This is a genomic window from Amycolatopsis orientalis DSM 43388 (assembly GCF_000411975.1).
GTDB classification, from domain to species: domain Bacteria; phylum Actinomycetota; class Actinomycetes; order Mycobacteriales; family Pseudonocardiaceae; genus Amycolatopsis; species Amycolatopsis orientalis_D.
The window spans coordinates 93,503-114,355 of record NZ_ASXG01000073.1 but is presented as its reverse complement, the minus strand read 5'-3'; the positions used below and the strand labels follow the sequence as shown (position 1 = coordinate 114,355).

Annotated in this window: 21 protein-coding genes; 8 read left to right on the top strand and 13 right to left on the bottom strand. The window is 71.5% G+C overall.

All coding sequences use genetic code 11. The features are described 5' to 3' along the window. Positions 1–258, top strand: a 258-nt coding sequence (locus tag L942_RS45355) for a hypothetical protein (RefSeq protein WP_235079070.1), incomplete at its 5' end; no start/stop codon positions are given. Here L942_RS45355 and L942_RS13330 read toward each other — a convergent pair. The 4 genes from L942_RS13330 to L942_RS13315 form a co-directional block, all read right to left on the bottom strand. Continuing rightward, positions 248–862, bottom strand: coding sequence for a nuclear transport factor 2 family protein (locus tag L942_RS13330; protein WP_037359656.1), 615 nt, complete (start codon positions 860–862; stop codon positions 248–250). The two genes, L942_RS45355 and L942_RS13330, sit on opposite strands and share 11 nt — an antisense overlap. Positions 863–959: 97 nt before the next feature. Next, the gene (locus L942_RS13325) at positions 960–1,709 is read right to left on the bottom strand and encodes an IclR family transcriptional regulator (RefSeq protein WP_037359695.1); all 750 of its coding nucleotides are present in this window, start codon (positions 1,707–1,709) and stop codon (positions 960–962) included. After that, positions 1,709–2,569, bottom strand: a complete 861-nt coding sequence (locus tag L942_RS13320; protein ID WP_037359654.1) for an alpha/beta fold hydrolase — start codon at positions 2,567–2,569, stop codon at positions 1,709–1,711. The genes L942_RS13325 and L942_RS13320 overlap by 1 nt, the downstream gene beginning before the upstream one ends. A gap of 45 nt (positions 2,570–2,614) precedes the next feature. Further along, complete coding sequence (locus L942_RS13315; RefSeq protein WP_037359693.1) at positions 2,615–3,565, bottom strand: LysR family transcriptional regulator; 951 nt, start codon at positions 3,563–3,565, stop codon at positions 2,615–2,617. A gap of 118 nt (positions 3,566–3,683) precedes the next feature. Here L942_RS13315 and L942_RS13310 point away from each other — a divergent pair, with 118 nt between their 5' ends. Both L942_RS13310 and L942_RS13305 read left to right on the top strand, forming a co-directional pair. Further along, positions 3,684–4,553, top strand: coding sequence for an alpha/beta fold hydrolase (locus L942_RS13310; RefSeq protein ID WP_037359651.1), 870 nt, complete (start codon positions 3,684–3,686; stop codon positions 4,551–4,553). Beyond that, positions 4,550–5,983 (top strand): MFS transporter, encoded by a 1,434-nt coding sequence (locus L942_RS13305; protein ID WP_051165918.1) that lies wholly within the window; start codon positions 4,550–4,552, stop codon positions 5,981–5,983. The genes L942_RS13310 and L942_RS13305 overlap by 4 nt, the downstream gene beginning before the upstream one ends. A 31-nt stretch (positions 5,984–6,014) precedes the next feature. Here L942_RS13305 and L942_RS13300 read toward each other — a convergent pair whose 3' ends face one another. Together L942_RS13300 and L942_RS13295 are read right to left on the bottom strand one after the other, a co-directional pair. After that, positions 6,015–7,154 carry a TolB family protein gene (locus tag L942_RS13300; protein WP_037359648.1) on the bottom strand — a complete coding sequence of 380 codons (1,140 nt, stop codon included), beginning with the start codon at positions 7,152–7,154 and terminating at the stop codon, positions 6,015–6,017. 191 nt (positions 7,155–7,345) lie between these two features. After that, positions 7,346–8,737 carry a KamA family radical SAM protein gene (locus tag L942_RS13295; RefSeq protein WP_037359645.1) on the bottom strand — a complete coding sequence of 464 codons (1,392 nt, stop codon included), beginning with the start codon at positions 8,735–8,737 and terminating at the stop codon, positions 7,346–7,348. 121 nt (positions 8,738–8,858) lie between these two features. On the opposite strand from L942_RS13295, the gene L942_RS13290 reads away from it, so the two are divergent. The 3 genes from L942_RS13290 to L942_RS13280 are packed head-to-tail and all read left to right on the top strand — an operon-like array spanning position 8,859 to position 12,890. Continuing rightward, complete coding sequence (locus tag L942_RS13290; protein WP_037359644.1) at positions 8,859–10,460, top strand: amidohydrolase; 1,602 nt, start codon at positions 8,859–8,861, stop codon at positions 10,458–10,460. A 10-nt stretch (positions 10,461–10,470) separates the two neighbouring features. Continuing rightward, positions 10,471–12,099: an apolipoprotein N-acyltransferase gene (lnt, locus tag L942_RS13285; protein WP_037359641.1), complete on the top strand. Its 1,629-nt coding sequence runs from the start codon at positions 10,471–10,473 to the stop codon at positions 12,097–12,099. A 23-nt stretch (positions 12,100–12,122) separates the two neighbouring features. Next, positions 12,123–12,890, top strand: a complete 768-nt coding sequence (locus tag L942_RS13280) for a polyprenol monophosphomannose synthase (protein WP_037359638.1) — start codon at positions 12,123–12,125, stop codon at positions 12,888–12,890. A gap of 7 nt (positions 12,891–12,897) precedes the next feature. Here the strand turns inward: L942_RS13280 and L942_RS46000 are convergent, their stop codons facing one another. The 3 genes from L942_RS46000 to L942_RS13265 form a co-directional block, all read right to left on the bottom strand. Further along, positions 12,898–13,974, bottom strand: coding sequence for an SRPBCC domain-containing protein (locus tag L942_RS46000; protein WP_037359634.1), 1,077 nt, complete (start codon positions 13,972–13,974; stop codon positions 12,898–12,900). Beyond that, positions 13,971–14,315 (bottom strand): ArsR/SmtB family transcription factor, encoded by a 345-nt coding sequence (locus tag L942_RS13270; RefSeq protein ID WP_037359631.1) that lies wholly within the window; start codon positions 14,313–14,315, stop codon positions 13,971–13,973. Before L942_RS13270 ends, L942_RS46000 begins: the two co-directional genes overlap by 4 nt. A gap of 79 nt (positions 14,316–14,394) precedes the next feature. After that, complete coding sequence (locus L942_RS13265; RefSeq protein WP_051165917.1) at positions 14,395–14,871, bottom strand: winged helix-turn-helix transcriptional regulator; 477 nt, start codon at positions 14,869–14,871, stop codon at positions 14,395–14,397. Positions 14,872–14,920: 49 nt separating this feature from the next. On the opposite strand from L942_RS13265, the gene L942_RS13260 reads away from it, so the two are divergent. Beyond that, positions 14,921–16,102, top strand: coding sequence for an MFS transporter (locus tag L942_RS13260; RefSeq protein ID WP_037359628.1), 1,182 nt, complete (start codon positions 14,921–14,923; stop codon positions 16,100–16,102). Positions 16,103–16,202: 100 nt separating this feature from the next. Here L942_RS13260 and L942_RS13255 read toward each other — a convergent pair whose 3' ends face one another. From L942_RS13255 to L942_RS13245, 3 genes are all read right to left on the bottom strand, one after another. Next, the gene (locus L942_RS13255) at positions 16,203–16,550 is read right to left on the bottom strand and encodes an RNA polymerase-binding protein RbpA (RefSeq protein ID WP_009078445.1); all 348 of its coding nucleotides are present in this window, start codon (positions 16,548–16,550) and stop codon (positions 16,203–16,205) included. A 226-nt stretch (positions 16,551–16,776) separates the two neighbouring features. Beyond that, entirely contained in the window at positions 16,777–17,541 is a 765-nt protein-coding gene (locus tag L942_RS13250; RefSeq protein WP_037359625.1) for a thymidine kinase, read from the bottom strand. Between the two features lie 22 nt (positions 17,542–17,563). Then, positions 17,564–18,964 carry an MFS transporter gene (locus L942_RS13245; protein ID WP_037359623.1) on the bottom strand — a complete coding sequence of 467 codons (1,401 nt, stop codon included), beginning with the start codon at positions 18,962–18,964 and terminating at the stop codon, positions 17,564–17,566. A 250-nt stretch (positions 18,965–19,214) separates the two neighbouring features. Here L942_RS13245 and L942_RS13240 point away from each other — a divergent pair, with 250 nt between their 5' ends. After that, positions 19,215–19,919 (top strand): transglycosylase family protein, encoded by a 705-nt coding sequence (locus L942_RS13240; RefSeq protein ID WP_051165916.1) that lies wholly within the window; start codon positions 19,215–19,217, stop codon positions 19,917–19,919. Here the strand turns inward: L942_RS13240 and L942_RS13235 are convergent. Then, a complete protein-coding gene (locus L942_RS13235) occupies positions 19,852–20,850 on the bottom strand; it encodes a helix-turn-helix transcriptional regulator (protein ID WP_037359617.1) in 999 nt (332 codons plus the stop codon). The two genes, L942_RS13240 and L942_RS13235, sit on opposite strands and share 68 nt — an antisense overlap. Between the last annotated feature and the right edge of the window lie 3 nt (positions 20,851–20,853).

Here is a 20,853-nt window from a genome sequence, read left to right as displayed (position 1 = left end):
GCAACCGGCAGCAAGCCCACCAGCCTCCCTCGGCGGCCTGAGGTTGACAGAGGGTGTCTCATCGGCGCGCCCTCGGCCCGCAAGTGGTTCCCCGCCTGGCGATGGATTCCGTTGCACCCGGAGCGTCCCGAGCACTGGATGCGGACGTGGGCCGCTTGGGCCGGCCTGGACCTGAAGTACGGCGACGTGTTGCTGGGCTGCCTGCGGGAAACCGCCCGGCGCTACCGGGCCGATCCGACTTACGAGTTCACCGGCTGAACGCCGCGGCGGAACCGGCAAGCCAGTTCGCGCCCTCCTCGTAGAGCCGCTCGACAGCGGCGCCGGTCAGCCCCGGCAGCCCGGTCTTCACCGTGAAGCCCGCTTTCGTCTGCGCGTAGGCGAGATGACGGTAGCCGGCCGGGAACCGCGCGAGCAGCTCCGGATCCAGCTCCAGCCGCGCGCCCGGGTCGACGACGTCGAGCCGGTCCTTCTCGTAGACCGGCTGGCGCCGGACGATTTTCCACGCCCCGTCGGATCGGGCGCAGAAGTCGTAGAAACGCCCGGTGCACACCACGTCCGCTTCGACCCCGTCGATCACCGCCCGCTGGTTGATGGTCATCTTCGTCTGCGCCACCGCGCGGTCGCCCGCGATGTCCGCGGAATGCCCGCCCAGGAAGTGCAGAATCGAGACTCCGCGCTCGAAACCCTCCCGGCTCGCCGCGATGAACTCCGATGCCGGGCCCTGGAACCAGGTCGCGGTCATCCACCCGTCGACCGGGTGCCAGACGGTGGCGAATCGCTCCCAGTTCCCCGCGTCGCGCCAGACCGCCCAGTTCTCGACGAGTTCGCGGATCGCGAGCCGGTCTTCGGTGTCCGCACGCATCGGTGTTCCTCTCGTTCGCCGTTCCCCGTGGACTCATCGTGGCCCGGACAGCGGCGGCGGCCCAGCGACGGCTGCCGCTGGATGGCAGCCGCGCCGGTCAGCCGGAACGGCGGGAAACCCCGAGAGCGGCGGCGCGCACCGCGGGAGCGAGCTGCCGCAGGGCAGCGCGGGAATGGGTCACGATGCCGAGCGCGCCGCAGACCGCACCGGCCGCGTCGAGGATCGGCGCGGCAACGGACACCGCCCCCAGCGTCATCTCCTGACAGGAATACCCGAGGCCGTGCTCGCGCACGAGGTCCAGTGCCGCGACGAGGCGTCCGGGCGCGACAATCGTGTGCGGCGTGAGAACCGGCAGGCCGTCGTCGACGATTTCCTCGAGCAGGGCGGGAGGGGAGAAGGCGAGCAGCACCTTGCCGACCCCGGTCGCGTGCAGAGGCAGCCGCCCGCCGATCCGGGTCGCGGTGGGCACCGCGCGCCTGCCGGAGATCTTCTCGATGCACATGGCGGCGTGCCCGTCGAGCACGGTCAGCTGCACGTTCTCTCCGGTCGCCGCGCACAGGTCCTGCATGAACGGCAACGCGGCCTCGCTCAGCGCGCGCCGGCGGGGTGCCAGGGATCCCACTTGCCACAAGCGGATTCCGACCCGGTATCGCTGGTCCGGCGCGCGTTCCAGGCCGCCCCAGGCGACGAGTTCGCCGATGAGCCGCCGGGCCGTGGACAACGGCAGCCCGGACAGTTCGGCGATCTCGGTCAGCGTCAACGCCGGGCGGCCGAGGTCGAAACAGCCGAGCACTGCCAGCAGTTTGCTGGAGACGCTTCGTCCCGGTGCCGCCCCGTTGCCCGCCATCACGCCAGGAACGCCTGGACGGCGTCCACGACCGCTTCCGGCGCTTCCTCCGGAACGTAGTGACCGCCGGGGACCGCGTGCCCGCGCACCGCGGCGGGATCGACATGGTGTTCTTGCCAGACGCGCACCACGTCGCGTCCGGCGAGACCGCCGTCGGCGCCCCACAGGAGCAGCAGCGGCGCCTGCACCCGTGCGCCCGCGGCGTGGTCTGTCTCGTCGCGATCGAGATCGACGGAGAAACTGGTGCGGTAGTCCTCAAAGGACGCGTGCAGCCGCGCCGGGTCGTCGAACGCTTCGACGTAATGCCGGAAGGTTTCCTCGTCGACGGCGCCGGTTTCGCGGACCCGGGCGAGGAACTGGCCGAGGTACGCCTCGACGTCGCCGGAGACCAGTTTCGCCGCCAGCTCCGAATTCCGGTGGAAGAACCAGTGCCACATCGCGCTCGCGGAGCCGCGGTCGAACGAGTTCATGACCACTCTGGTCGGCAGGATGTCCAGCAGGGCAAGCGCTTTGACGTCCGCGGGGCGGTCGAGTGCCCAGCGGTGCGCGACACGGGCGCCGCGGTCGTGCCCGATCACCACCGCCGATTCGAACCCCAAGCGGTGGACCAGAGAGCTCAGGTCGGCGGCGGCGGCGCGTTTGCCGTAGTCGCCCGAGCGGGCCAGTCCGGAGGCGCCGTAACCGCGCAGATCCGGGGCGACGACGGTGCGGCACCGGCTGAGCGGTTCGACGACCCGGCGCCAGCAGGCGTGCGTTTGCGGCCAGCCGTGCACCAGGACGACCAGTTCCGGCCCGGTGCCGGCGATCCGATAGGCCAGGTCGACGTCGTCCAGTCGCACCGACTCGAGCGGCCGTGGCATGTTTCTCCCTTGCGGCGAGCGAGTGTTCCAGTGTCGCCGGACCGGTCACGAGGCGCCAAGCGCCGGCTGCCGCCCAGTGGCAGCCGGATGCCGGGCGAGGAGGTCGTCGAGCCGGCTGCCGACGTCGGCGCAGTTCTGCCGGACCACCGAAAGGAAAGCGGCCAGCACCGGCGAGGAATCGGCCGCCCGGAAAGACATCTGCAGATCCGGCAGCCGGAACCGCGGCTCGACGGCGCAGAACCGGATGTCCTTGCGAGCGATCAGCCGCATCCGTTCCGGACCGAGGCCGACCCCCGCGGAGCAGGCGGCCAGCCCGGCGATCGTGTGGATGTCGCGCGCCAGGGTGGCCCCGTCGAGGACGGCGGGCTCGAATATCGACCGGAGATAGGAGCCGGCCGCGTCCGCGCTGACCACGAGCGGCTCGCGGGCGATTTGCGCGACGTCGACAGACTGGCGGCCGGCGAAGGGATGCCCCGCCGAAACCGCGGCCACCAGGTGGTCGGAACCGATGGGCACGGTGACCAGCTGCTCCGCGCCGGTCCCGCGGGGGCTGCCCCGTCCGACCGCCACATCCAGCTCGCCCGCGAGCAATGCGGCGGACCCGGCGGAACTGTCCAGCTCCTGCAGGGTCATCCGAACGTCCGGATGGGTCCGGCGGAACCGGCCGATCACCCCCGGCAGCGGATCGAGCAGCGCGGACCCGATGAACCCGAGCCGCAGCCGCCCGGTCTCCCCGCGCGCCGCGCGGCCCGCGTCGATCAGCGCGAGGCTCATCTCGGCGAGCGCGCTGCGCGCCCTGGCGAGGAACGCGTCCCCGGCGGCCGTGGGCAGCACGCCGCGCGCGGTTCGGTCGAAAAGCCGTTCGCCGACTTCGCGCTCGAGCGCGGCGATCTGCGTCGACAACGGCGGCTGGGCGATGCCCAAGGAGGCAGCGGCGCGGCCGAAGTGCTGATGCTCGGCGAGGGCCAACGCGTACCGGAGATGACGGGCTTCCACGGCGGTCACGATACCTGCGAAGTATCACGCGGCCCCACGTGAGATATAGCGATGGATAACGCGCCGGCACCGGTGTGCGGTGGAGAGGTCCGTGATCGACGCTTCCGAAGGATCTCCAGTGACCCGACCCTCCTCGTCCGAGACCGTCCTCCTGCTCGTGCACGGCGCCTGGCATTCCGCCTCGCACTGGACGTCGACGCAGCGCGCACTCGCGCGGCACGGCGTCGCCAGCGTCGCCGTGGACCTGCCCGGCAGCGGGCTCGGCGCGCCGGTCCCCAGCGGGTACTTCCTGCCTGGCCAGCCCGGTTTCGCCAGCGAAAAGTCGGCTCTGCACGGCGTGACCATGCAGGACAGCGTCGACGTCGTGCTCGACGCGCTCGGCAATGCCCGCACCCGGTACCGGAACGTCGTCCTGGTCGCGCACAGCGCCGGCGGTTCGGCCGCGTCCGGCGCCGCGGAGCAGGCGCCGGAACTCGTCGACCGGCTGGTCTATCTGTCCTCGTTCGTGCCGGCGGGACGGCCCCGGTTCGCCGACTACATCGAAGCGGAGCAGAACGCGGGGGCGGTCCGGATCCCGCCGGTCGGCGATCCGGCCGAACTCGGCGCGATCCGGATCAACCCGCTCTCCGCGGACCCGGCGGTCACCGAGGGCATCCGCCGGGCGTTCCTCAGCGATCTCCCCGCCGGCAGCCCGGATTCGTGGCGGCAGTTCCTGCACCCCGACCTCCCGTTCGCGAACTTCACCACGCCGGTCCCGGTGTCCGCGGCGCGCTGGGGCCGGATTCCCCGCGCCTACCTGCGGCTGACCGACGATCTCGCCCTGCCGCCGGCGACTCAGGACCTGATGATCGCCGAGGCGGACCTGCTGACGCCGGAGAATCCGTTCCGCGTGCACTCCCTGCCGGGCGGCCATTCCCCGTTCGCGACCCGGCCGGACGAGCTGGCGGCGACGCTCACCGCGGTCGCCCTGGACCGGTCCGGCCGATGAGCGCGGTGCGTCTTTCGCCGCCCTCCCGCCGGCTGCTGCTGCCGATCGTGCTCTCCGGCACCTTCGTGCAGTTGTTCAGCGTCACGGTCATGCAGGTCGGCGTGGTGGACGTCCAGCGGGACCTGCGCGCCGGGGCGGCGGAGACCCAGCTGGTTCTCGCCGCCTACACCCTCACCTACGCCTGTTCGCTGATCGTCTCCGCGCGGCTGGGGGACAAGTACGGCTACCGCCGGATGTTCGTCACCGGGATGGCGTTGTTCACCGCCGCCTCGATCGGGGCGGCTGCCGCGCCGGACGCGTGGGTGCTGATCGCCGCGCGCGCCCTGCAGGGTTTCGGCAGCGGTCTGATGGCGCCGCAGATCCTGTCGATCATCCAGTCGGCGGTGCCCGCGGACCGCCGTCCCGCCGCGCTGAGCGCCTTCGGCGCGACGATGGCGGCGGCCTCGCTCGCCGGCCCGGTGCTCGGCGGCGTGCTGACCCAGCTGGATCCGCTGGGACTGGGCTGGCGGGCCGCGATGCTGGCGGTCGTTCCGGTCGGGATCGCCGCCCTCGCGTTCTCTCCCGCGCTGCCGTCCGTCCGCGGCGGACGCGAACCCCAGCGCGTCGATCCGGCCGGTGCGGCGCTGAGCCTGCTGGGGTTCGCCCTGCTGGTGTTCCCGCTGGCCATGGGACGCGAGACCGGGTGGCTGCCCTGGACCTGGGCGAGCCTGGCGCTGGCCGCGGCGTCGCTGACCGGTTTCGTGCATTCCCAGCGCCGGGCGGCAGATCCGCTTGTGCAACCGTCCACGTGGTCCGAACCGGCGACGCGGCGGGGGCTGGTCGCCGTGCTGGTGTTCAACGCGGGCGTGCCGTCTTTCACCCTGCTGCTGTCGATGCATCTGCAGGCCGTCAAGGGCTGGAGTCCGCTGCAGACCGGGCTGAGCCTCACCCCGTACGCCGTCGGAGCGCTGGCCGGGAGCCGGATCGCCGGCAACAGGCGGCTCGGCCCCCGGGCGCTCGCCGCTTCCTCGCTCGCGATGGGACTGGTGTCGGTCGCCGTCCCGGTACTCCTCGGCGACGACGACCTGCTCTGGTTGTACTGGCTCGCGTTGTGCGCCGGCGGAGTCGCTTTCGGGGTGTTCACCGCGTCGGCCTTCACCCGGATCATCGCCAGGGCGCGCCCCGAGGCGGCGACCTCGGTTTCCGGCCTGCTTCCCACGGCGCAACAACTGGGCGGGACGTTGGGCGTCACGTTCGCCGGGATGGCCTACGCCGCACCGGCCGCGACCGCGAGCGGCGCGTTGTGGCACGGGATGACTTACGAGGCAACGGTTTTCGCCTTCGCCGCCGCCCTGTGCGCGATCGGCGGCCGTACGGCGACCAGGCCACCGGCGGCGGTACTCGGGGGTGAGCCGGTGGAACGGGGCGATCGATCCCGCCGGACCGGTTGACCGGTGAGCTGCGGTCGCAGCAGCCGGGGTCCTACCGCGCGCCGGGAGTCCAGCCGAGCACCTCGGTGGCCTCGCTCCACGGCCCGTCCAGACGGCGGGTGCCGCCGGTGGCCAGGTCCGCCACGATCAGCTGGTGGGTGTTGCGGTCCGCGTACGCCGTGGCGAGCGCGCCGGGCGCCGGTGACGGGACGAACATGGTGCGGCCGGCAGGTTCGCCGATCCCGCTGTCCCCGCCCAGCGCGATCGGCAGCGTGCGGGAACTGCGTTCCTGCCCGGTGACCGGGTCGAGCAGCTTGACGGTGCGGTCGTAGCTGTCCTCGTCGCCCGGGTGCGAAACGACCACGAGCGCACAGGTTCCCGGCTGGAAGAACCACACGTCGTCGCTGCGGCCCAGCGGCACTTCGGTGGTGTGCGACAGGTCGGAGGCGTCCGCGAGGAGCGTCGGGCCGACCACGACCGGATCGGGTGCCCGGTGCAGCAGCACGTGCCCTTGGCAGGTGTTCAGCAGGTCTTCCTTCTCGGGCAGGTCCTGGACAGCGCCGGTGCTGACGCGGCCGACGACTGTCGTGTTCGGCGCGAGCGCGCCGCTGCTGTCCGGGATCACCGAGGGCAGATCGCCGTTGTAGCGGCTGAGCAGCACCGTGTCCGGGTCGCCCCAGAGGGCGCACGTCATCCCGGACACGACGTCCCGGTACTGACCGGAGGAGCCGGGCCCGGTCTCGCGGTAACTGCCGCTGGGCCGGGTGACGAGACCGGCCACGGCACCCTTGCGGTCGGCGGTGTAGACCCCTTGTTCGGCGGTGATCGCGACGTGCGCGCTGTCGGGCGCCCAGGTCACGCACAGCGGACTGGTCACCGACGCTTCGGCGACGATCTCGGTCCCGGCACTGACGTCGTGCAGCACGATCCGGCTGGCGCGGTTGACGTAGGCGAGGGTCCGGCCGTCCGGCGACAGCGCCACGGCAGGCAGCTGCGGTGCCGTGTTCCCGGTCAGCAGCGGCGTCGTGGCCCCTTCGGCCACCCGCCACACCGCAGGCTGCCCGGCCTGGTCCTTGCCAGCCACTATCAACGACCCGCTGAGCGGCGGGGGAGCGATGTCGGGCGGCGACGAACACGCGGCGGCGAAAAGAGCGATGGCACCCAGCAGGACGGCGGTCTGGCGGCGGAACATGAAACGATCATCGTGAGATCCGGCCCGGTCCGGGGACGGCGAAAATGCCGACTACCGTCGACCAGGTCGCTCCGGGTGTTTCGCCGGAACCGGTCTTCTGCCACGGCGCGGCTCGTCCACGGCAGGGCGCGGAGCCGGGTGACGGTCGGCCGTCGACCGCGGATCCGCCACCCGGCCGCGGACAAACGGGATCAGCGGTCCCGCTGCTCGCCCCACCACTTCTGCCCGGCCTCGGGCAGCGTCTGGATCGGGTCGTAATACGGGTACTTCCGCTGCAACGCCTCCGGATCCTCGTGCTCGATCCCGGTCCGGTAGTTCTTCGTCCAGTACGAAATCCCCAGATCCCGGTCGTACTCGGCGAGCTGGTGCACCCACCGCTTCCCGACGTAGGGAACGTCGCACACAATCCGCGGCGTCGCGTACCCCGGCAAATACCCCATGATCGAGTGCTGCAATTCCTGCGCTTCCCACACGGCCACCCGCCAGTGCTCCGCATTCGGAATCATGTCGCACATGTAGAAGTAGTACGGCAGGATGTTGGCCTCGCCCTGCAACGCGAAGCAAAGATCCAACAGCGCCGCCGGAGTGGCATTGACCCCGCGCATCAGCACGCCCTGGTTCCGCACATCGCGCACCCCGACCTGCAACGCCGTCCGCGCCGCTTCCGCGACGAGCGGCGTCACCGACTGCGCGTGGTTCACGTGCGTGTGGATCGCCAGGTTCACCCCGCGCGCCTGAGCCGTCAGCGCGACTCGCTGCAGGCCTTCGGTCACCTTCGGCTGGAGCCAGTGCTGCGGAAGCGCGGCGAGGGCCTTGGTGGCGAGGCGGATGTCGCGCACGGTCTCGATGTCCATCAGGCGCATCAGGAAAGACTCCAGCTGCGGCCACGGAACGTTCGCCACGTCGCCGCCGGAGACGACCACGTCGCGGACGCCGGGGGTGCGCTTGAGGTAGTCGATCATGGCGTCCTGCCGGTCGACCGGCTTGAGCGCGAGCTTGTGCTTCTCGACCTGCTCGGTCGAGTTGCCGACGAGGTCCATCCGGGTGCAGTGCCCGCAGTACTGCGGGCAGGTCGAGATCATCTCGGCCAGCACCTTCGTCGGGTAGCGGTGGGTGAGCCCCTCGACCACCCACATCTCGGCCTCGTGCAGCGAGTCCCGTTCGGCGTGCGGGTGGCTGGGCCACACCGGGTGCCGGTCGCTGCGCACGGGAAGCATGTAGCGGCGGATCGGGTCGGCGTAGAACGCCTCGGTGACCTTCGCCGGGTCGGTGCCCGCGTGCGGGGCCATCGTGTTGATCATCTGCGGCGGCAGCAGCATCGACATGGTGGCCATTTCGCGCTGGTCGGCGAGCAGGTCCTCGTAGAACCGGTCTTCCAGCAGGTCGCCCATCAGGGCTCGCAGCTGCTTGACGTTGCGCACGCAGTGCACGCGCTGCCATTGGGCGTCCCGCCACTCTGCCTCGGTCACGTCGTGCCAGCCGGGGAAGCGGCGCCAGTCGGGTTCCACCAACTCGGCGCGGACGTACTCGTACGGCTGGTCGAAGGCGGCGGCAGTCGGCACAGGTTCCTGGATCGCAGTCATCTGTACTCCAAGTCGTCGGGAACGCGTAAAAATATCCTGCCATAACGTTAGTCCGCCGTAAATCTTTCTGCCCGACGACCCGGTCTGCCCTGGTCGGAAGACCAGGCGGGAGACTCGGGGAGTGAACGACAGCACCACGCTCCTGCTCGGCGGCCGCGTCTACACCCCGTCCTCCCCGGACGCGACCGCGATGGCGGTCTCCGGCGGCACCGTGGTGTGGGTCGGCCAGGACGCCCCGGCCCGCGCGCTGCATCCGGACGCCGAGGTCGTCGACCTGGACGGGGCGTTCGTCGCGCCGGCGTTCGTGGACGCGCACGTGCACGCGACCTCCACCGGGCTGCACCTGACCGGGCTCGACCTGACCGCGGTCCGCAGCTCCGGCGAACTGCTCGCCGCGGTGCGCGACGCCGTCGTTCCCGGGCAAGTGCTGCTCGCGCACGGCTGGGACGAGTCGTCCTGGACCGAGCAGCGGCTGCCGAGCCGGGCAGAACTCGACGCCGCCGCCGGGGACACCCCCGTCTACCTGAGCCGCGTCGACGTCCACTCCGCTCTCGTGTCGAGCGCGCTGGCCACACTCGCGCCCGGCGTCGAGGCCGCCGCCGGATGGTCCGCTGACGGCCCGCTCACCCGCGCCGCGCACCATCTCGTCCGGGGAGCGGCCCGCGACGCGGTCACCCGCGCCCAGCGCCAGGCCGCGCAGCGCGCGTTCCTCGCGACGGCCGCCGCGCGGGGCATCGTGTCGGTCCACGAATGCGCGGGCCCGGACATCTCCGGCGAGGAAGACTTCGCCGACCTCCTCGCGCTGGCCGATCCGGCCCTGCCCGAGGTCGTCGGCTACTGGGGCGAACTGAACGGCTTCGACACCGCCCGCCGCCTCGGCGCGCACGGGCTCGCCGGAGACCTGTTCGTCGACGGCGCCCTCGGCTCCCGCACCGCGGCCTTGACCGCGCCGTACTCGGACGAGCCGGGCGCCTCCGGTTCCCTCTACGCCGACGCCGGGGTCATCGCCGATCACCTCGTCGCCTGCACCGAAGCCGGATTGCAGGCCGGTTTCCACGTCATCGGCGACGCCGCGGTCGGCGAGGTGGTCGAAGGGTTCCGGCTCGCCGAGAAGCAGGTCGGCCAGCGTGCGCTCGCGGCGCGGCACCACCGGCTCGAGCACCTGGAGATGGTGACCGCGGACCAGGCGCGCGCACTTGCCGGATGGGGCGTCGTCGCGTCCGTGCAGCCGTTGTTCGACGAAGCCTGGGGCGGCGACTCCGGCATGTACGCGGAACGTCTCGGCGCCCGGGCCGCAGCGCTGAACCCGTTCGCGCAGCTCGCCGCGGAAGGCGTCGTGCTCGCCTTCGGCAGCGACGCTCCGGTGTGCGCGGTCGACCCGTGGGCGGCGGTCCGGGCGGCCGTGCACCACCACACCCCCGAGGCGCGGCTCTCCGCCCGCGCCGCGTTCACCGCGCACACGCGCGCCGGACACCGCGCGGCCGGCGTCAACGACGGAGTGACCGGAAGCCTCGTCCCCGGCGCGCCGGCGCACTACGCGATCTGGGACGCGGCCGACCTCGTCGTCGCGACCGCCGACAGCCGCGTGCAGCGCTGGTCCACCGACCCGCGTTCGGGCGTGCCGCCGCTGCCGAGGCTGGAACCGGGCACGCCGCTGCCGCGCTGCCTGCGCACGGTCCGCGGCGGCACGGTCATCTACGACGAGTTCACGCCGTCCGCTTAGAGTTCCGGGTGTGGCAGTGAGCGTGGCGGACGCCGAATCGGGCGTTCCGCACAAGACCAAGCGAAAGCGGGCGTGGAAGCCCTGGCTCGCGCGCGTCGCGGTGACGGCGGCGACCGGCTACGGCTACTACCTCAGCTTCGCGCCGCGCCCGCTGTGGTGGCTGGCCCCGCTCGCGTTCGCCGCGTTCGCTCTCGTCCTTCGCGGACGGTCGTTCCGCGGCGCGTTCGGGTACGGATTCGTGTTCGGCATGGCGTTCTTCGTGCCGCTGCTGGTGTGGCTGCAGGACTTCCTCGGCCGCGACTTCGGGCCGCTGCCGTGGCTGGCGCTGTCGTTCGCGCTGTCGCTCTACTTCGGACTCGCCGGATGGCTGATCCGGGTCGTGGCGCGGCTGCCGCTGGCGCCGCTCTGGGGCGCGCTCGTGTTCGTCGCGCTGGAGACGCCGCGCACCTGGTTCCCGCTCGGCGGATTCCCGTGGGGCCGGGTCGCGTTCAGCCAGCCCGAGGGCGCGTTCCTGTCGCTCGCCTCGGTCGGCGGCGCGCCGCTGGTCGGTTTCGCCGTCGTGCTCACCGGTTTCGGCCTGGCCGCGCTGATCGCCCGGCTGTGGCACACGCGCAAGGCCTGGGACCGCGCGCTGGTGTGGCCGGCCGTGTTCACCGTGCTCCCCGCGGCGGCCGGGCTCGCGTGGTGGCCGACGATCGGCACCGAAGCGCAGAACGGTTCGCTCACCGTCGCGTCGGTGCAGGGAAACGCCCCGGACATCGGGCTAGCGCTCCAGGGACAGCGCGGGGTGCTGCGCGCGAACGCCCTCGCCGAGAGCGCCCGCCTGCTGCAGAAAGTCCAATCAGGACAGGCCCCGAAGCCGGACCTGCTGCTGTGGCCGGAAACCTCGACCCCGCTGGACGGCGACGATCCGGGCGTCGACCAGATGGTGTCGGCCTTCGGGAGCCCGGCGATCATCGGCGCGCTCGTGCGCACGCCGGACGGTGCGGCGGAGAACTCCGCGGTCGTCTGGGACCCGAAGACCGGCCCGGGGCAGCGCTACGTCAAAAAGGACCTCGTGCCCTTCGGCGAATACGTGCCCGCCCGCGCCATCGCGCGGCTGGTGACGCCGTTCGTCGACGACACCCTCGACATGCGTCCCGGCGACGGCTCCAACGCCGCGCTGTCGGTCGCGGGCACGAAGGTCGGGGTGTTCGTCTGCTACGAGTCGGCGTTCGACGCTCCCGCGCGCGACGCGACGAACGCGGGCGGCGAGCTGCTCGTCGTGCCGACCAACAACGCGTGGTACGGGCCGGGGGAGATGAGCTACCAGCAGCTGGCCATGGCGCGGCTGCGCGCGGTCGAGCACGGGCGCGCGGTGGTGGTGTCGGCGGTGTCCGGGGTGAGCGCGCTCGTCGCCCCGGACGGAACGATCACCAGCTCCACCGGGCTTTTCACGGCGGATGCCCTGGTCGGGCGCGTGCCGCTGCGCACGCAGACTACGCTGTCGGATCGAATCGGTGCGTGGACGGAGTACGGACTGCTGGCGTTGGCGATCGCGGGTGTCGCCGGCGGGTTCGTGCTCCGTTTTCGCACCCGGCGCGGCACGGCAGTGCCGGCCTCGACAACGGGGACCACAGCAGGGGAAGCGGCGGGCTGACCCGCCGGATGCGGAGGACACGGATGGCGCAGGCGCCTCGGGGGGCCGAAACGATCGAACCGGTGCTGGTGGTGATCCCGACGTACAACGAGCGGGACAACCTCGGCCCGGTCCTGGACCGGCTCCACAAGGCACTCCCGGACGTCGACGTGCTCGTCGTCGACGACGGCAGCCCGGACGGCACCGGCGAGCTCGCCGACGAGCGCGCGGCCGCGGACAAGCGGGTGCACGTGCTGCACCGCACCGCGAAGGAAGGCCTCGGCAAGGCCTACATCGCCGGGTTCCACTGGGGGCTGGAGCGCGGCTACGCGACGTTCGTGGAGATGGACGCCGACGGTTCGCACGCGCCGGAGGACCTGCCCCGGCTGCTGGACGCCGTCCGCGACTCGGACCTGTCCATCGGGTCGCGGTACGTGCCCGGCGGGAGCACGGTGAACTGGCCGCTGCGCCGGACGCTGCTCTCGCGCGGGGCGAACCTCTACTCGCGGATCGCGCTGGGCATCAAGGTCGCGGACATGACCGCCGGGTTCCGCGCGTACCGGCGTCCGGTCCTGGAGAAGCTGGCGCTGAACGAGGTCGCCTCGCACGGCTACTGCTTCCAGATCGACCTCACGCGCCGCACCGCGGACGCCGGATTCGACATCGTCGAGGTGCCGATCACCTTCACCGACCGGGAGATCGGCGTGTCGAAGATGAGCGGCGGCATCATGTCCGAGGCGTTCTTCCGGGTCGCGGAGTGGGGCGTGCAACGCCGCCTGGCCCAGCTGAAAAGGCTGCTGGGCCGAGGCTGACGGTTCTTCAGTCCAGGACGCGGTAGGTGAGGTGCTCGGCGCCCGGCGTCGACACCGCACCGAGCGGCTCCAGCCGCACCGGCGCGGGAGCTCCCTTGGGGAACAACGGGGTTCCGTCGCCGAGGACGATCGGCGCGAGGTGGATCCGCAGCACGTCCGCCAGCCCGGCGTACAGCACCTGCGACGCGATCGACCCGCCGCCGCCCACGGTGACGTCCTTGCCGCCCGCGGCCGCCCGGGCCTGCTCGACCGCGCTCTCCAGGCCGTCGGTGACGAACCGGAACCGTTCGCCCAGCCGGACTTTCCCGGGCCGGGAGTGGGTGACCACGAACACCGGCGGCGCGGGGATCCGGTCCTCGCCGTAGCCGTCCTCGTCGGCCCAGCCGTGCGGGCCGTCGACGACGTCAAACATGGCGCGGCCCATGACCACCGCGCCGGTGTCGGCGAACGAGCGGTGCAGGATCTCCGAGTCGCGCGGCGTCGGGTCGGACACCCAGGCGTGCAGCGGTTCGCCGCCGATGCCGAGCCCGTGTTCGGGACCGGCTCCCGGAGCGGTGACGTAGCCGTCCAGCGACATCGAGATGTCCACGACCACCCGGCTCGCTCCCGGCTGGCCCGTGTCGCGCGAGAGTTCGTCGAGCCGGTCCATCGAATCGCGGATCCCGCGCTCCATCCCGCTCGCGACCATGGCGTCGCGGGCCTCGACGCTCGGGAACACCGACCGGGTCCGCAGCCGCGTCCGGCCGCCGAGGTCCTCGAAGACCAGGGTTTCCAGGCTGACCTGGCCCGGCGCGCCCTCGTACTCGAAGGTCTGGACTATCCGTTCGGCGGTGTCCACCGCGTGGAAGACGCCGCGGAACACGTGCTCGCCGCCGTCGGGGTCCACGTGCACGTAGCGGTACGCCCCGCCGGAATGCGCGGCGAATTCGAGGATCCGCATCTCGATGTCGCGCGGGCCGAGCCAGCGGGTGACCAGGTCGGGGTCGGTGTAGGCGCGGAACAGCCGGGCGGGCGTCGCGTCGAACTCGCGGACGACCTCGATGAACGGGCTGCCGGGCTGGGCGGTGATGGTGGTCGGGTTCATCGGTCCTGCTCCTTGGTCTCTTCGAGAAGGCTGTCGAGGCGGCGGAAGTCGCGTTCGCGGTTCAGCCGGTAGGTGTCGATCCAGCTGGTCAGCTCTTCGAGAGCGGCCGCGTTGAGATGGCACGGGCGGCGCTGGCCGTCGCGGCTGCGCGTGATCAGCCCGGCCGCCTCCAGCACCTGGACGTGCCGTGAGACGGCTTGCTTCGTCACCGGGAACGGCTCGGCCAGTTCGTTCACCGTCGCTTCGCCGCGCGAGAGCCGGGCGATCAGCGCGCGCCGGATCGGGTCGCCCAGCGCGGTGAACGCCCGGTCCAGCCGGTCCTCTACGTTGTCAACGGACATCTTTATCAACCGATCCCTTTATCAAGCAGTACGTTGACTGTAAGGCTGTCGCGTCGCCCAGACAAGGGGCGAGCGGGAGTCAGATTTTGCGCACCGAGGTCGTCTCGACGCCGACCGGCGCACCGCTGGCCGCGACCGGCCGGAGCGGCGGGATCGGCCGCCCGGCCTCGTCGACGAGCACGGAGTGGTCTTCGCCGGGGGAGAAGGCGTGCCGCTCGCCCCACTGGCGGAGGGCGACGACGACGGTGAACAGGTCCCGTCCCGCGGCGGTGAGCGAGTAGACCTGCCGCTTGCCCGACTCGGCGGTCCGCCGGTCGAGGACGCCGCGGTCGACCAGGCGGCGCAGCCGGTCGGCGAGGATGTTGCGCGCGATGCCGGTCCGCTGCTGGAAGTCGGTGAACGCCCGCGCGCCGTCCATCGCGTCGCGCACGATCAGCAGGCTCCACCGGTCGCCGACGAGGTCCAGGGTGCGGGCCACCGGGCACGACGGGTCGGTCCAGGCCGGGTTCTCGCCCACGATCGGCTGCCTCCTCGATGAGTTGCTCTTTGAAACCATTCTGCCGTACGGTGCGATTGGTTGCAATTCGCTACTGATTGGGGGAGTCATGGGCCTGACCACGGGCCGCCGGACGGTGTTCGCCGCGGTGTGCGCGGTCGCCGTCGCGAGCATTTACGCCGCTCAGCCGGTTCTGGCCGAGATCGGCAGGGACCTCGGCCTGCCGGAGGCCGGCCTGGGCTGGGTCGTCGCCGCCGGGCAGCTCGGCTACCTGGCCGGGCTCGCCGCGCTGGTCCCGCTGGGCGATCTCGTCGACCGCCGCGCACTCATCGCCGCGCACCTGCTGCTCACCGCAGTCGGCGCCGGCTTGGCCGCGGTCGCGACGCACACCTGGCTGCTGCTGACCGGGCTCGTGCTCGCGGGCCTGTTCGCGGTGGTCGTGCAGACGACCGTCGCCTATGCCGCCGCTCTGTCCACTTCGGACGAACGCGGGCGCACTCTCGGCGTCGTGACCTCCGGCGTGGTGATCGGCATCCTGGGCGCCCGGGTCGCCGCCGGGGCACTGGCCGGCCTCTGGGGTTGGCGCAGCGTCTATGTCGCGCTCGCCGTGCTGCTCGCGACGCTCGCCGGGCTGGTGCTCAAGACGATGCCGCCGGATCCGCGCCGCGCCGGCACCACGTACCGGGACGTGCTGGCTTCGCTCGGCGGCCGGTTTCGCGAGCCGCTGTTCCTCTCGAGGGGCCTGATCGCGTTCTTCCTGTTCGCGTCGTTCGGCACGCTGTGGAGCGGCCTGTCGCTGCCTCTCGCCGGGGACCCGTGGCGCCTGAGCACCGCGCAGATCGGGTTGTTCGGATTGGTCGGCCTGGCCGGTGCCCTCGGCGCCGCCCGCGCCGGACGTTGGGCCGACCGCGGACGCGCGAGCCTCGTCACCGGCGGCGCGCTGATCCTGCTGACAGTGTCGTGGCTCGCGATCGGACAGCCGTCGCTGTGGCTGTTGGCCCTGGGCGTGCTGGCGCTCGATTTCGCGGTGCAGGCGGTGCATGTCAGCAACCAGCACTTGCTCACCGCAGCGCATCCCGATCGCACCAGCAGCGTCATCGGCGGCTACATGATCTTCTACTCGCTCGGCTCCGCCCTGGGCGCGGCCGCGACGACCACCGCGTTCGCCGCGGCGGGCTGGACCGGCTCTGCCGTCGTGGGCGCGGCGTTCGCCGCGTGCGCGTTCGCGGTGTGGTTCGCTGCCCGGCGGTACGCAGCGGAAGGGCGGCGGACGCCCGTGAAAACGTCCTGAGCCGGCGCCGAAACCCGCCGCGGACGCGGAACGGCCCCCGCGGGGGGAGGTCGCGGGGGCCGTTCCTGTTCGGTGGTGGGAGCCAGCTACTGGCCGAGGCTCAAGCGGACCGGCTGGTCCGGCGTCCCTTGAGCTCGGCGAGACGTTCGTTCAGCAGGTCCTCGAGCTCGGGGATGGAGCGGCGCTCCAGCAGCATGTCCCAGTGCGTCCTGGGGGGCTTGACCTTTTTCTGCTCGGGCTGCCCGCCGTCGACGATCTCGGATTCGCTGCCGTGCAGGCGGCACTCCCACACCGTCGGGATCTCGGCGTCGTCGGAGAACGGCACCTCGAACTCGTGGTTCTTGGGGCAGGAGTAGCGCACGGTACGGCGCGGAGCGAGGTCGTGATTGCGGTCGGTCTCGTAGCTGACCGCTCCCAGCCGGCTTCCACGGAGAACACGGTCGGCCATAGTGGGATTCCTTTCAGTCAGCTCCGGGTGGAGCCAGGGTGATGCTCACCCTATGCAACGAACACAGTGCCCGAGAGATTCCCGGCACGCCATGTCACTGCTCACGATGAGCTGCGTCACCCGTGGTCTTCAGCTTCCTCCAGAGGGAGTCGTTTCGCCCTCTGACGTGACGCGGATACCGCCTTCTTAGTGCGGATATCCCCCAGTCGGGCTAGTTAGGTTAGCGCTAGGACAACCGTAACTGACCGTGCTGGGCGGCGGCGGGTCCCAGATCCCCGGACCGGAAGTGGCGACGGCACAGTACCTGATAACGGACCGTGACCGTTTCGGCATCAGACCGTGCTGAAGCTGAAGATTCAACTACAGAGTGTTCGGTATCCGCCACCACAACGGTGTCGCCCTCGCGGAGAATCACGTCGTCGCGCACCCGCGCGTTGAACCGGCCGGGCAGCCCGCACCAGCACAGCACCTCGACCTGGACCGGCTGGAGCTCGTCGGCGATCTCGAACAGCCGCGCGGCTCCCGGGAACAACCGGGAGCGGAAGTCGGTCGCGATGCCGAAGCAGTAAACGTCGATGCCCGCCTCGTCGGCGAGTTCGGCGAGCTGGTCGACCTGCGCGGGGGAGAGGAACTGCGCCTCGTCCACGATCACGTAGTCCACGTGCTGCCCGCGCGCCCACTGCTCGCGCACCAGGTCCCGGATGTCGGTGCCGGTTCCGACCTCGGTCGCCCGCCGGACGATGCCGATCCGGCTGGTGATCTGCGGCGCGCCGGACCGGTCGTGCCGGACCAGGACCAGGCCGCGGCGGCCCTGGCGCGCGTGGTTGTGGTCGATCTGCAGCGCGAGCGTCGACTTCCCGCAGTCCATCGGGCCGTAGCAGAACTTCAGCCGCCCCCGCGCGGGACCGTTGCGCCGGGCTCCGGCGGGCGGGGCCGCGGAAAGCGCGTCGGTGGGGTCGTCGTCGAGCGCAACGTCGTCTGCAGCGGTCACGACGACCGACCCTATCGGGGCCTCACAGCACCTCCGGCGGACGGTTGCCGGCGGCCGCGATCGCGCGCCGCACCGGCACGAGCGCGACGAACGCGAACCCGAGCACGAAGAACACCACGAGCGCGACGATCGCCAGCCGGAACGACCCGGTCGCCTGCCCGACGCCGGCGAACACCAGCGGCCCCAGCCACGACGTGCCCTTCTCGCCGACGACGTAGAGCGAGTAGTACTGCGCGTCCTTCCCGGCTGGGATCATCTGGCTGAACAGCGACCTGGCCAGCGCGTTCGTCCCGCCCAGCACCAGCCCGATGCCGATCGCCACGGCGAAGAACTGCAGCGGCTGCTTCGGCTGCACGAAGTACGCCCCGCCGAGCACCACGACCCACAGCACGAGACTGACCAAGATCGTCCGTTTCGCGCCCAGGCGGCGCGCGAGCAGTCCGTGCAGCACGCCGCCGGCGTAGGCGAGGAACTGGATCACCAGCACCGTGATGATCAACACCTCGTCGGAGAACCGCAGCTCGTCCTTCCCGTACTGCGCCGAGACCGTGACGACAGTGTTGATCCCGTCCGCGAAGAGCAGGTAGCTGCCGAGGAAGGCGAGCGTGAGCGGATACGCCTTCGCCTCGCCGAGCGTCTGGCGGAGCTCGCGGAAACCGGCCCGCAGCACCGAAACCCCGCGCTGAGTCGCGGCCGGCACGTGGACGCGGGGAAGCCGTCGCAGCGTCGGGACGGTGAAGACGGCCCACCAGATGCCCGAGGTGAGGAAGCAGATCCGCACCGCGAGCCCGGTGTCGACGCCGAGGGACTCGCGGCTGAGGTAGAAGGCGAGCTGCAAGGCGAGCGCGAGCCCGCCGCCGAGATACCCGAACGCCCAGCCCTTCGCCGACACGTCGTCGCGCTCGTCCGGCGTCGCGATGTCCACCAGGAACGAGTAGTAGACGACCAGCGATCCGCCGTAGCCGATGTTCGCGAGGACGAACATCGCCGCGCCCAGCTGCCAGTCCGAACCGGCCATGAAGAACATCAGCGCCGACGCCGCCGCGCCCAGCACGGCGAACCCGCCGAGGATCTTGCGCTTGTTGCGGCTGCGGTCGGCCACCGCGCCCGCGATCGGCAACACCAGGACCTGCACCACCGTCGCCACCGACAGCAGGTAGCCCCACAGCGAACCGGCAGGGAAGTGGAGCCCGAACAGCGACACGTCGCAGTGGTTGAGCTTGTCGTCCGCGCCGGCAGCGTTGAGGCAAGCCCTGTCCCCGTTAAGGGTGATGTTCTGCTTCGCGTCCGCGGCCGCCACAGTGCTCATGTACAGCGCCCCGAACACCGTCGTCACCGACGAATAGAACGGCGAGTTGGCCCAGTCGTAGAAGTACCAGCCCCACCGTTCCCGCTTGCTGTCCCGGGCCTCGGCCAGCGTCATCCACGGCTCCTCGTTCGGTCGCGAATCTCCAGGTCGCGGCGGACATTACTGGCGCGGGCCCGGTCGGCACCGCCGAAGGGGGCAAACCGTGTCCGGTTCGTCGCTTCCGGTTCCCGCCACGCCGTGCGGAGAAACGCGCGACACGCCGGCCCGGGCGTGTCGCTACGGGCAGATCCGGGCGTGTCATGTGAGACTGCTGTGCGTGGTGTGACTCTTGTGGTCCATGAGCCGCGTGCTTAGTGTGCGTGGCATGACCAACCGCGTTCGCACTGCCAGACGGGCCGCCGCGAGAGCCTTGCTGCTCGTCGTCGCCGTCCTCGGCATGGAACTCGTCGTCACCGGCGCCGCCTCCGCGGACCCCGCCTCCGGCACCTGGGCCAAGCTCCGCATGTGCGAGTCGAGCGGCCGCTACTCGATCAACACCGGCAACGGCTACTACGGCGCCTACCAGTTCGACCTCCCCACCTGGCGCAGCGTCGGCGGCCAGGGCCGCCCCGACCAGGCCAGCCCCCGCGAGCAGGACTACCGCGCGCTCTACCTGTACCGGATGCGCGGCTGGCAGCCCTGGGAATGCGGCGGCATGCTCGGCCTGTCCAACGACGGCGACGCGCGCAGCAAACGCGTCCCCTCCTGGGAAGAGGCCGCCTACATCGGCGGCGGCGGAGTTCCGACCCCGCCCGCGCCCCAACCGCAGCCCGCCCCGCCTCCCGGACCGCCCGGCGCGACCCCCGCCTGGCCCGGCCTCGTCTACGCCTACGGCGACTGCGCGCCCGCACTGCGCACCTTCCAGCTGCGGATGAACGCCTTCGGCTACGGCTTCAACGGCACCGGCTGCTACTACGACAAGACCCGCACCGCGGTCCTGGACCTGCAGCGCGCCAACGGCATCAACGATTCGGGCCGGCTGGGTCCGAAGACGTGGAAGGCCGCGTGGGAAGGCAAGGCTCCGCGCTGACCCGCCCCGCCGCCGCGTAACGCGCGGCGAGCTGCCGGAACGCTTCGGCGAGTTCGGCCGGGCCGACGACCTCGACATCGGCGTCGACCCGGCCGCACGACGCGGCCAGCCCGCGCCACGACCAAGCCCCCAAGCTCACCCGGCACCGATCCGGCCCGAGTGCCTCCACGACGGCGTCCGGCAGGTAGCTCGCCGCTTCCGTCGCCGGGAGACGCAGGATCACCTCGCCGCGGCAGGGCCATTCCCCGGACAAATCCGTCCCGCGGAACCGGGCGGCCACGAACGCGGCGACATCAGGCAGCCCGCGGTCGGCGAACTTCGGCCCGGTGGGCGTGCGCGGCGCGATCCGGTCCGCGCGAAAGATGCGCCAGTCCTCGCGATCGAGATCCCACGCGACGAGGTACCAGCGCTGGCCCCAGGTGACGAGATGATGCGGCTCCACCCGCCGAGGCGGCGTATCCGCTGGGCCGTAATCGAACCGCAGCACCTCCCGAGCGCGTACCGCGGCGCTCAACGCGACGAGCGTGCGCGGATTCGCCGGGGGCGCGGGATGCTCGACGGCTGTGAAGGTCAGCGCGTCGACGCGGTGCCGCAGCCGCGCAGGCAGCACCTGCCGCACGGTCTGCAACGCCCGCTTGGCCGCCTCCTCGATCCCCGCCCCGGTCGCCGCCCGCAACGCGATCGCCAGCGCGACCGCCTGGTCGTCGTCGAACAACAGCGGAGGAAGCCGCGCACCCGCGTCCAGCCGGTAACCGCCGTCCGGGCCCTTCGTCGTGACGATCGGATAACCCAGTTCCCGCAACCGATCGACATCCCGGCGCACCGTGCGCGGACTGACCCCCAGCCGCTCGGCCAACAGCGCGCCCGGCCAATCCCGCCGAGCCTGGAGCAGCGAAAGCAGCGACAACAGCCGCGCGGACGTCTTCGGCACGCC

What these genes read in the sequence shown, in the direction of transcription:
- L942_RS13330 (WP_037359656.1), bottom strand. Translation starts at nt 862, where the DNA reads ATGCGTGCGGACACCGAAGACCGGCTCGCGATCCGCGAACTCGTCGAG.
- L942_RS13325 (WP_037359695.1), bottom strand. Translation starts at nt 1,709, where the DNA reads ATGGCGGGCAACGGGGCGGCACCGGGACGAAGCGTCTCCAGCAAACTG.
- L942_RS13320 (WP_037359654.1), bottom strand. Translation starts at nt 2,569, where the DNA reads ATGCCACGGCCGCTCGAGTCGGTGCGACTGGACGACGTCGACCTGGCC.
- L942_RS13305 (WP_051165918.1), top strand. Translation starts at nt 4,550, where the DNA reads ATGAGCGCGGTGCGTCTTTCGCCGCCCTCCCGCCGGCTGCTGCTGCCG.
- L942_RS13300 (WP_037359648.1), bottom strand. Translation starts at nt 7,154, where the DNA reads ATGTTCCGCCGCCAGACCGCCGTCCTGCTGGGTGCCATCGCTCTTTTC.
- L942_RS13295 (WP_037359645.1), bottom strand. Translation starts at nt 8,737, where the DNA reads ATGACTGCGATCCAGGAACCTGTGCCGACTGCCGCCGCCTTCGACCAG.
- L942_RS13280 (WP_037359638.1), top strand. Translation starts at nt 12,123, where the DNA reads ATGGCGCAGGCGCCTCGGGGGGCCGAAACGATCGAACCGGTGCTGGTG.
- L942_RS46000 (WP_037359634.1), bottom strand. Translation starts at nt 13,974, where the DNA reads ATGAACCCGACCACCATCACCGCCCAGCCCGGCAGCCCGTTCATCGAG.
- L942_RS13270 (WP_037359631.1), bottom strand. Translation starts at nt 14,315, where the DNA reads ATGTCCGTTGACAACGTAGAGGACCGGCTGGACCGGGCGTTCACCGCG.
- L942_RS13265 (WP_051165917.1), bottom strand. Translation starts at nt 14,871, where the DNA reads ATGGTTTCAAAGAGCAACTCATCGAGGAGGCAGCCGATCGTGGGCGAG.
- L942_RS13260 (WP_037359628.1), top strand. Translation starts at nt 14,921, where the DNA reads ATGGGCCTGACCACGGGCCGCCGGACGGTGTTCGCCGCGGTGTGCGCG.
- L942_RS13255 (WP_009078445.1), bottom strand. Translation starts at nt 16,550, where the DNA reads ATGGCCGACCGTGTTCTCCGTGGAAGCCGGCTGGGAGCGGTCAGCTAC.
- L942_RS13245 (WP_037359623.1), bottom strand. Translation starts at nt 18,964, where the DNA reads ATGACGCTGGCCGAGGCCCGGGACAGCAAGCGGGAACGGTGGGGCTGG.
- L942_RS13240 (WP_051165916.1), top strand. Translation starts at nt 19,215, where the DNA reads ATGACCAACCGCGTTCGCACTGCCAGACGGGCCGCCGCGAGAGCCTTG.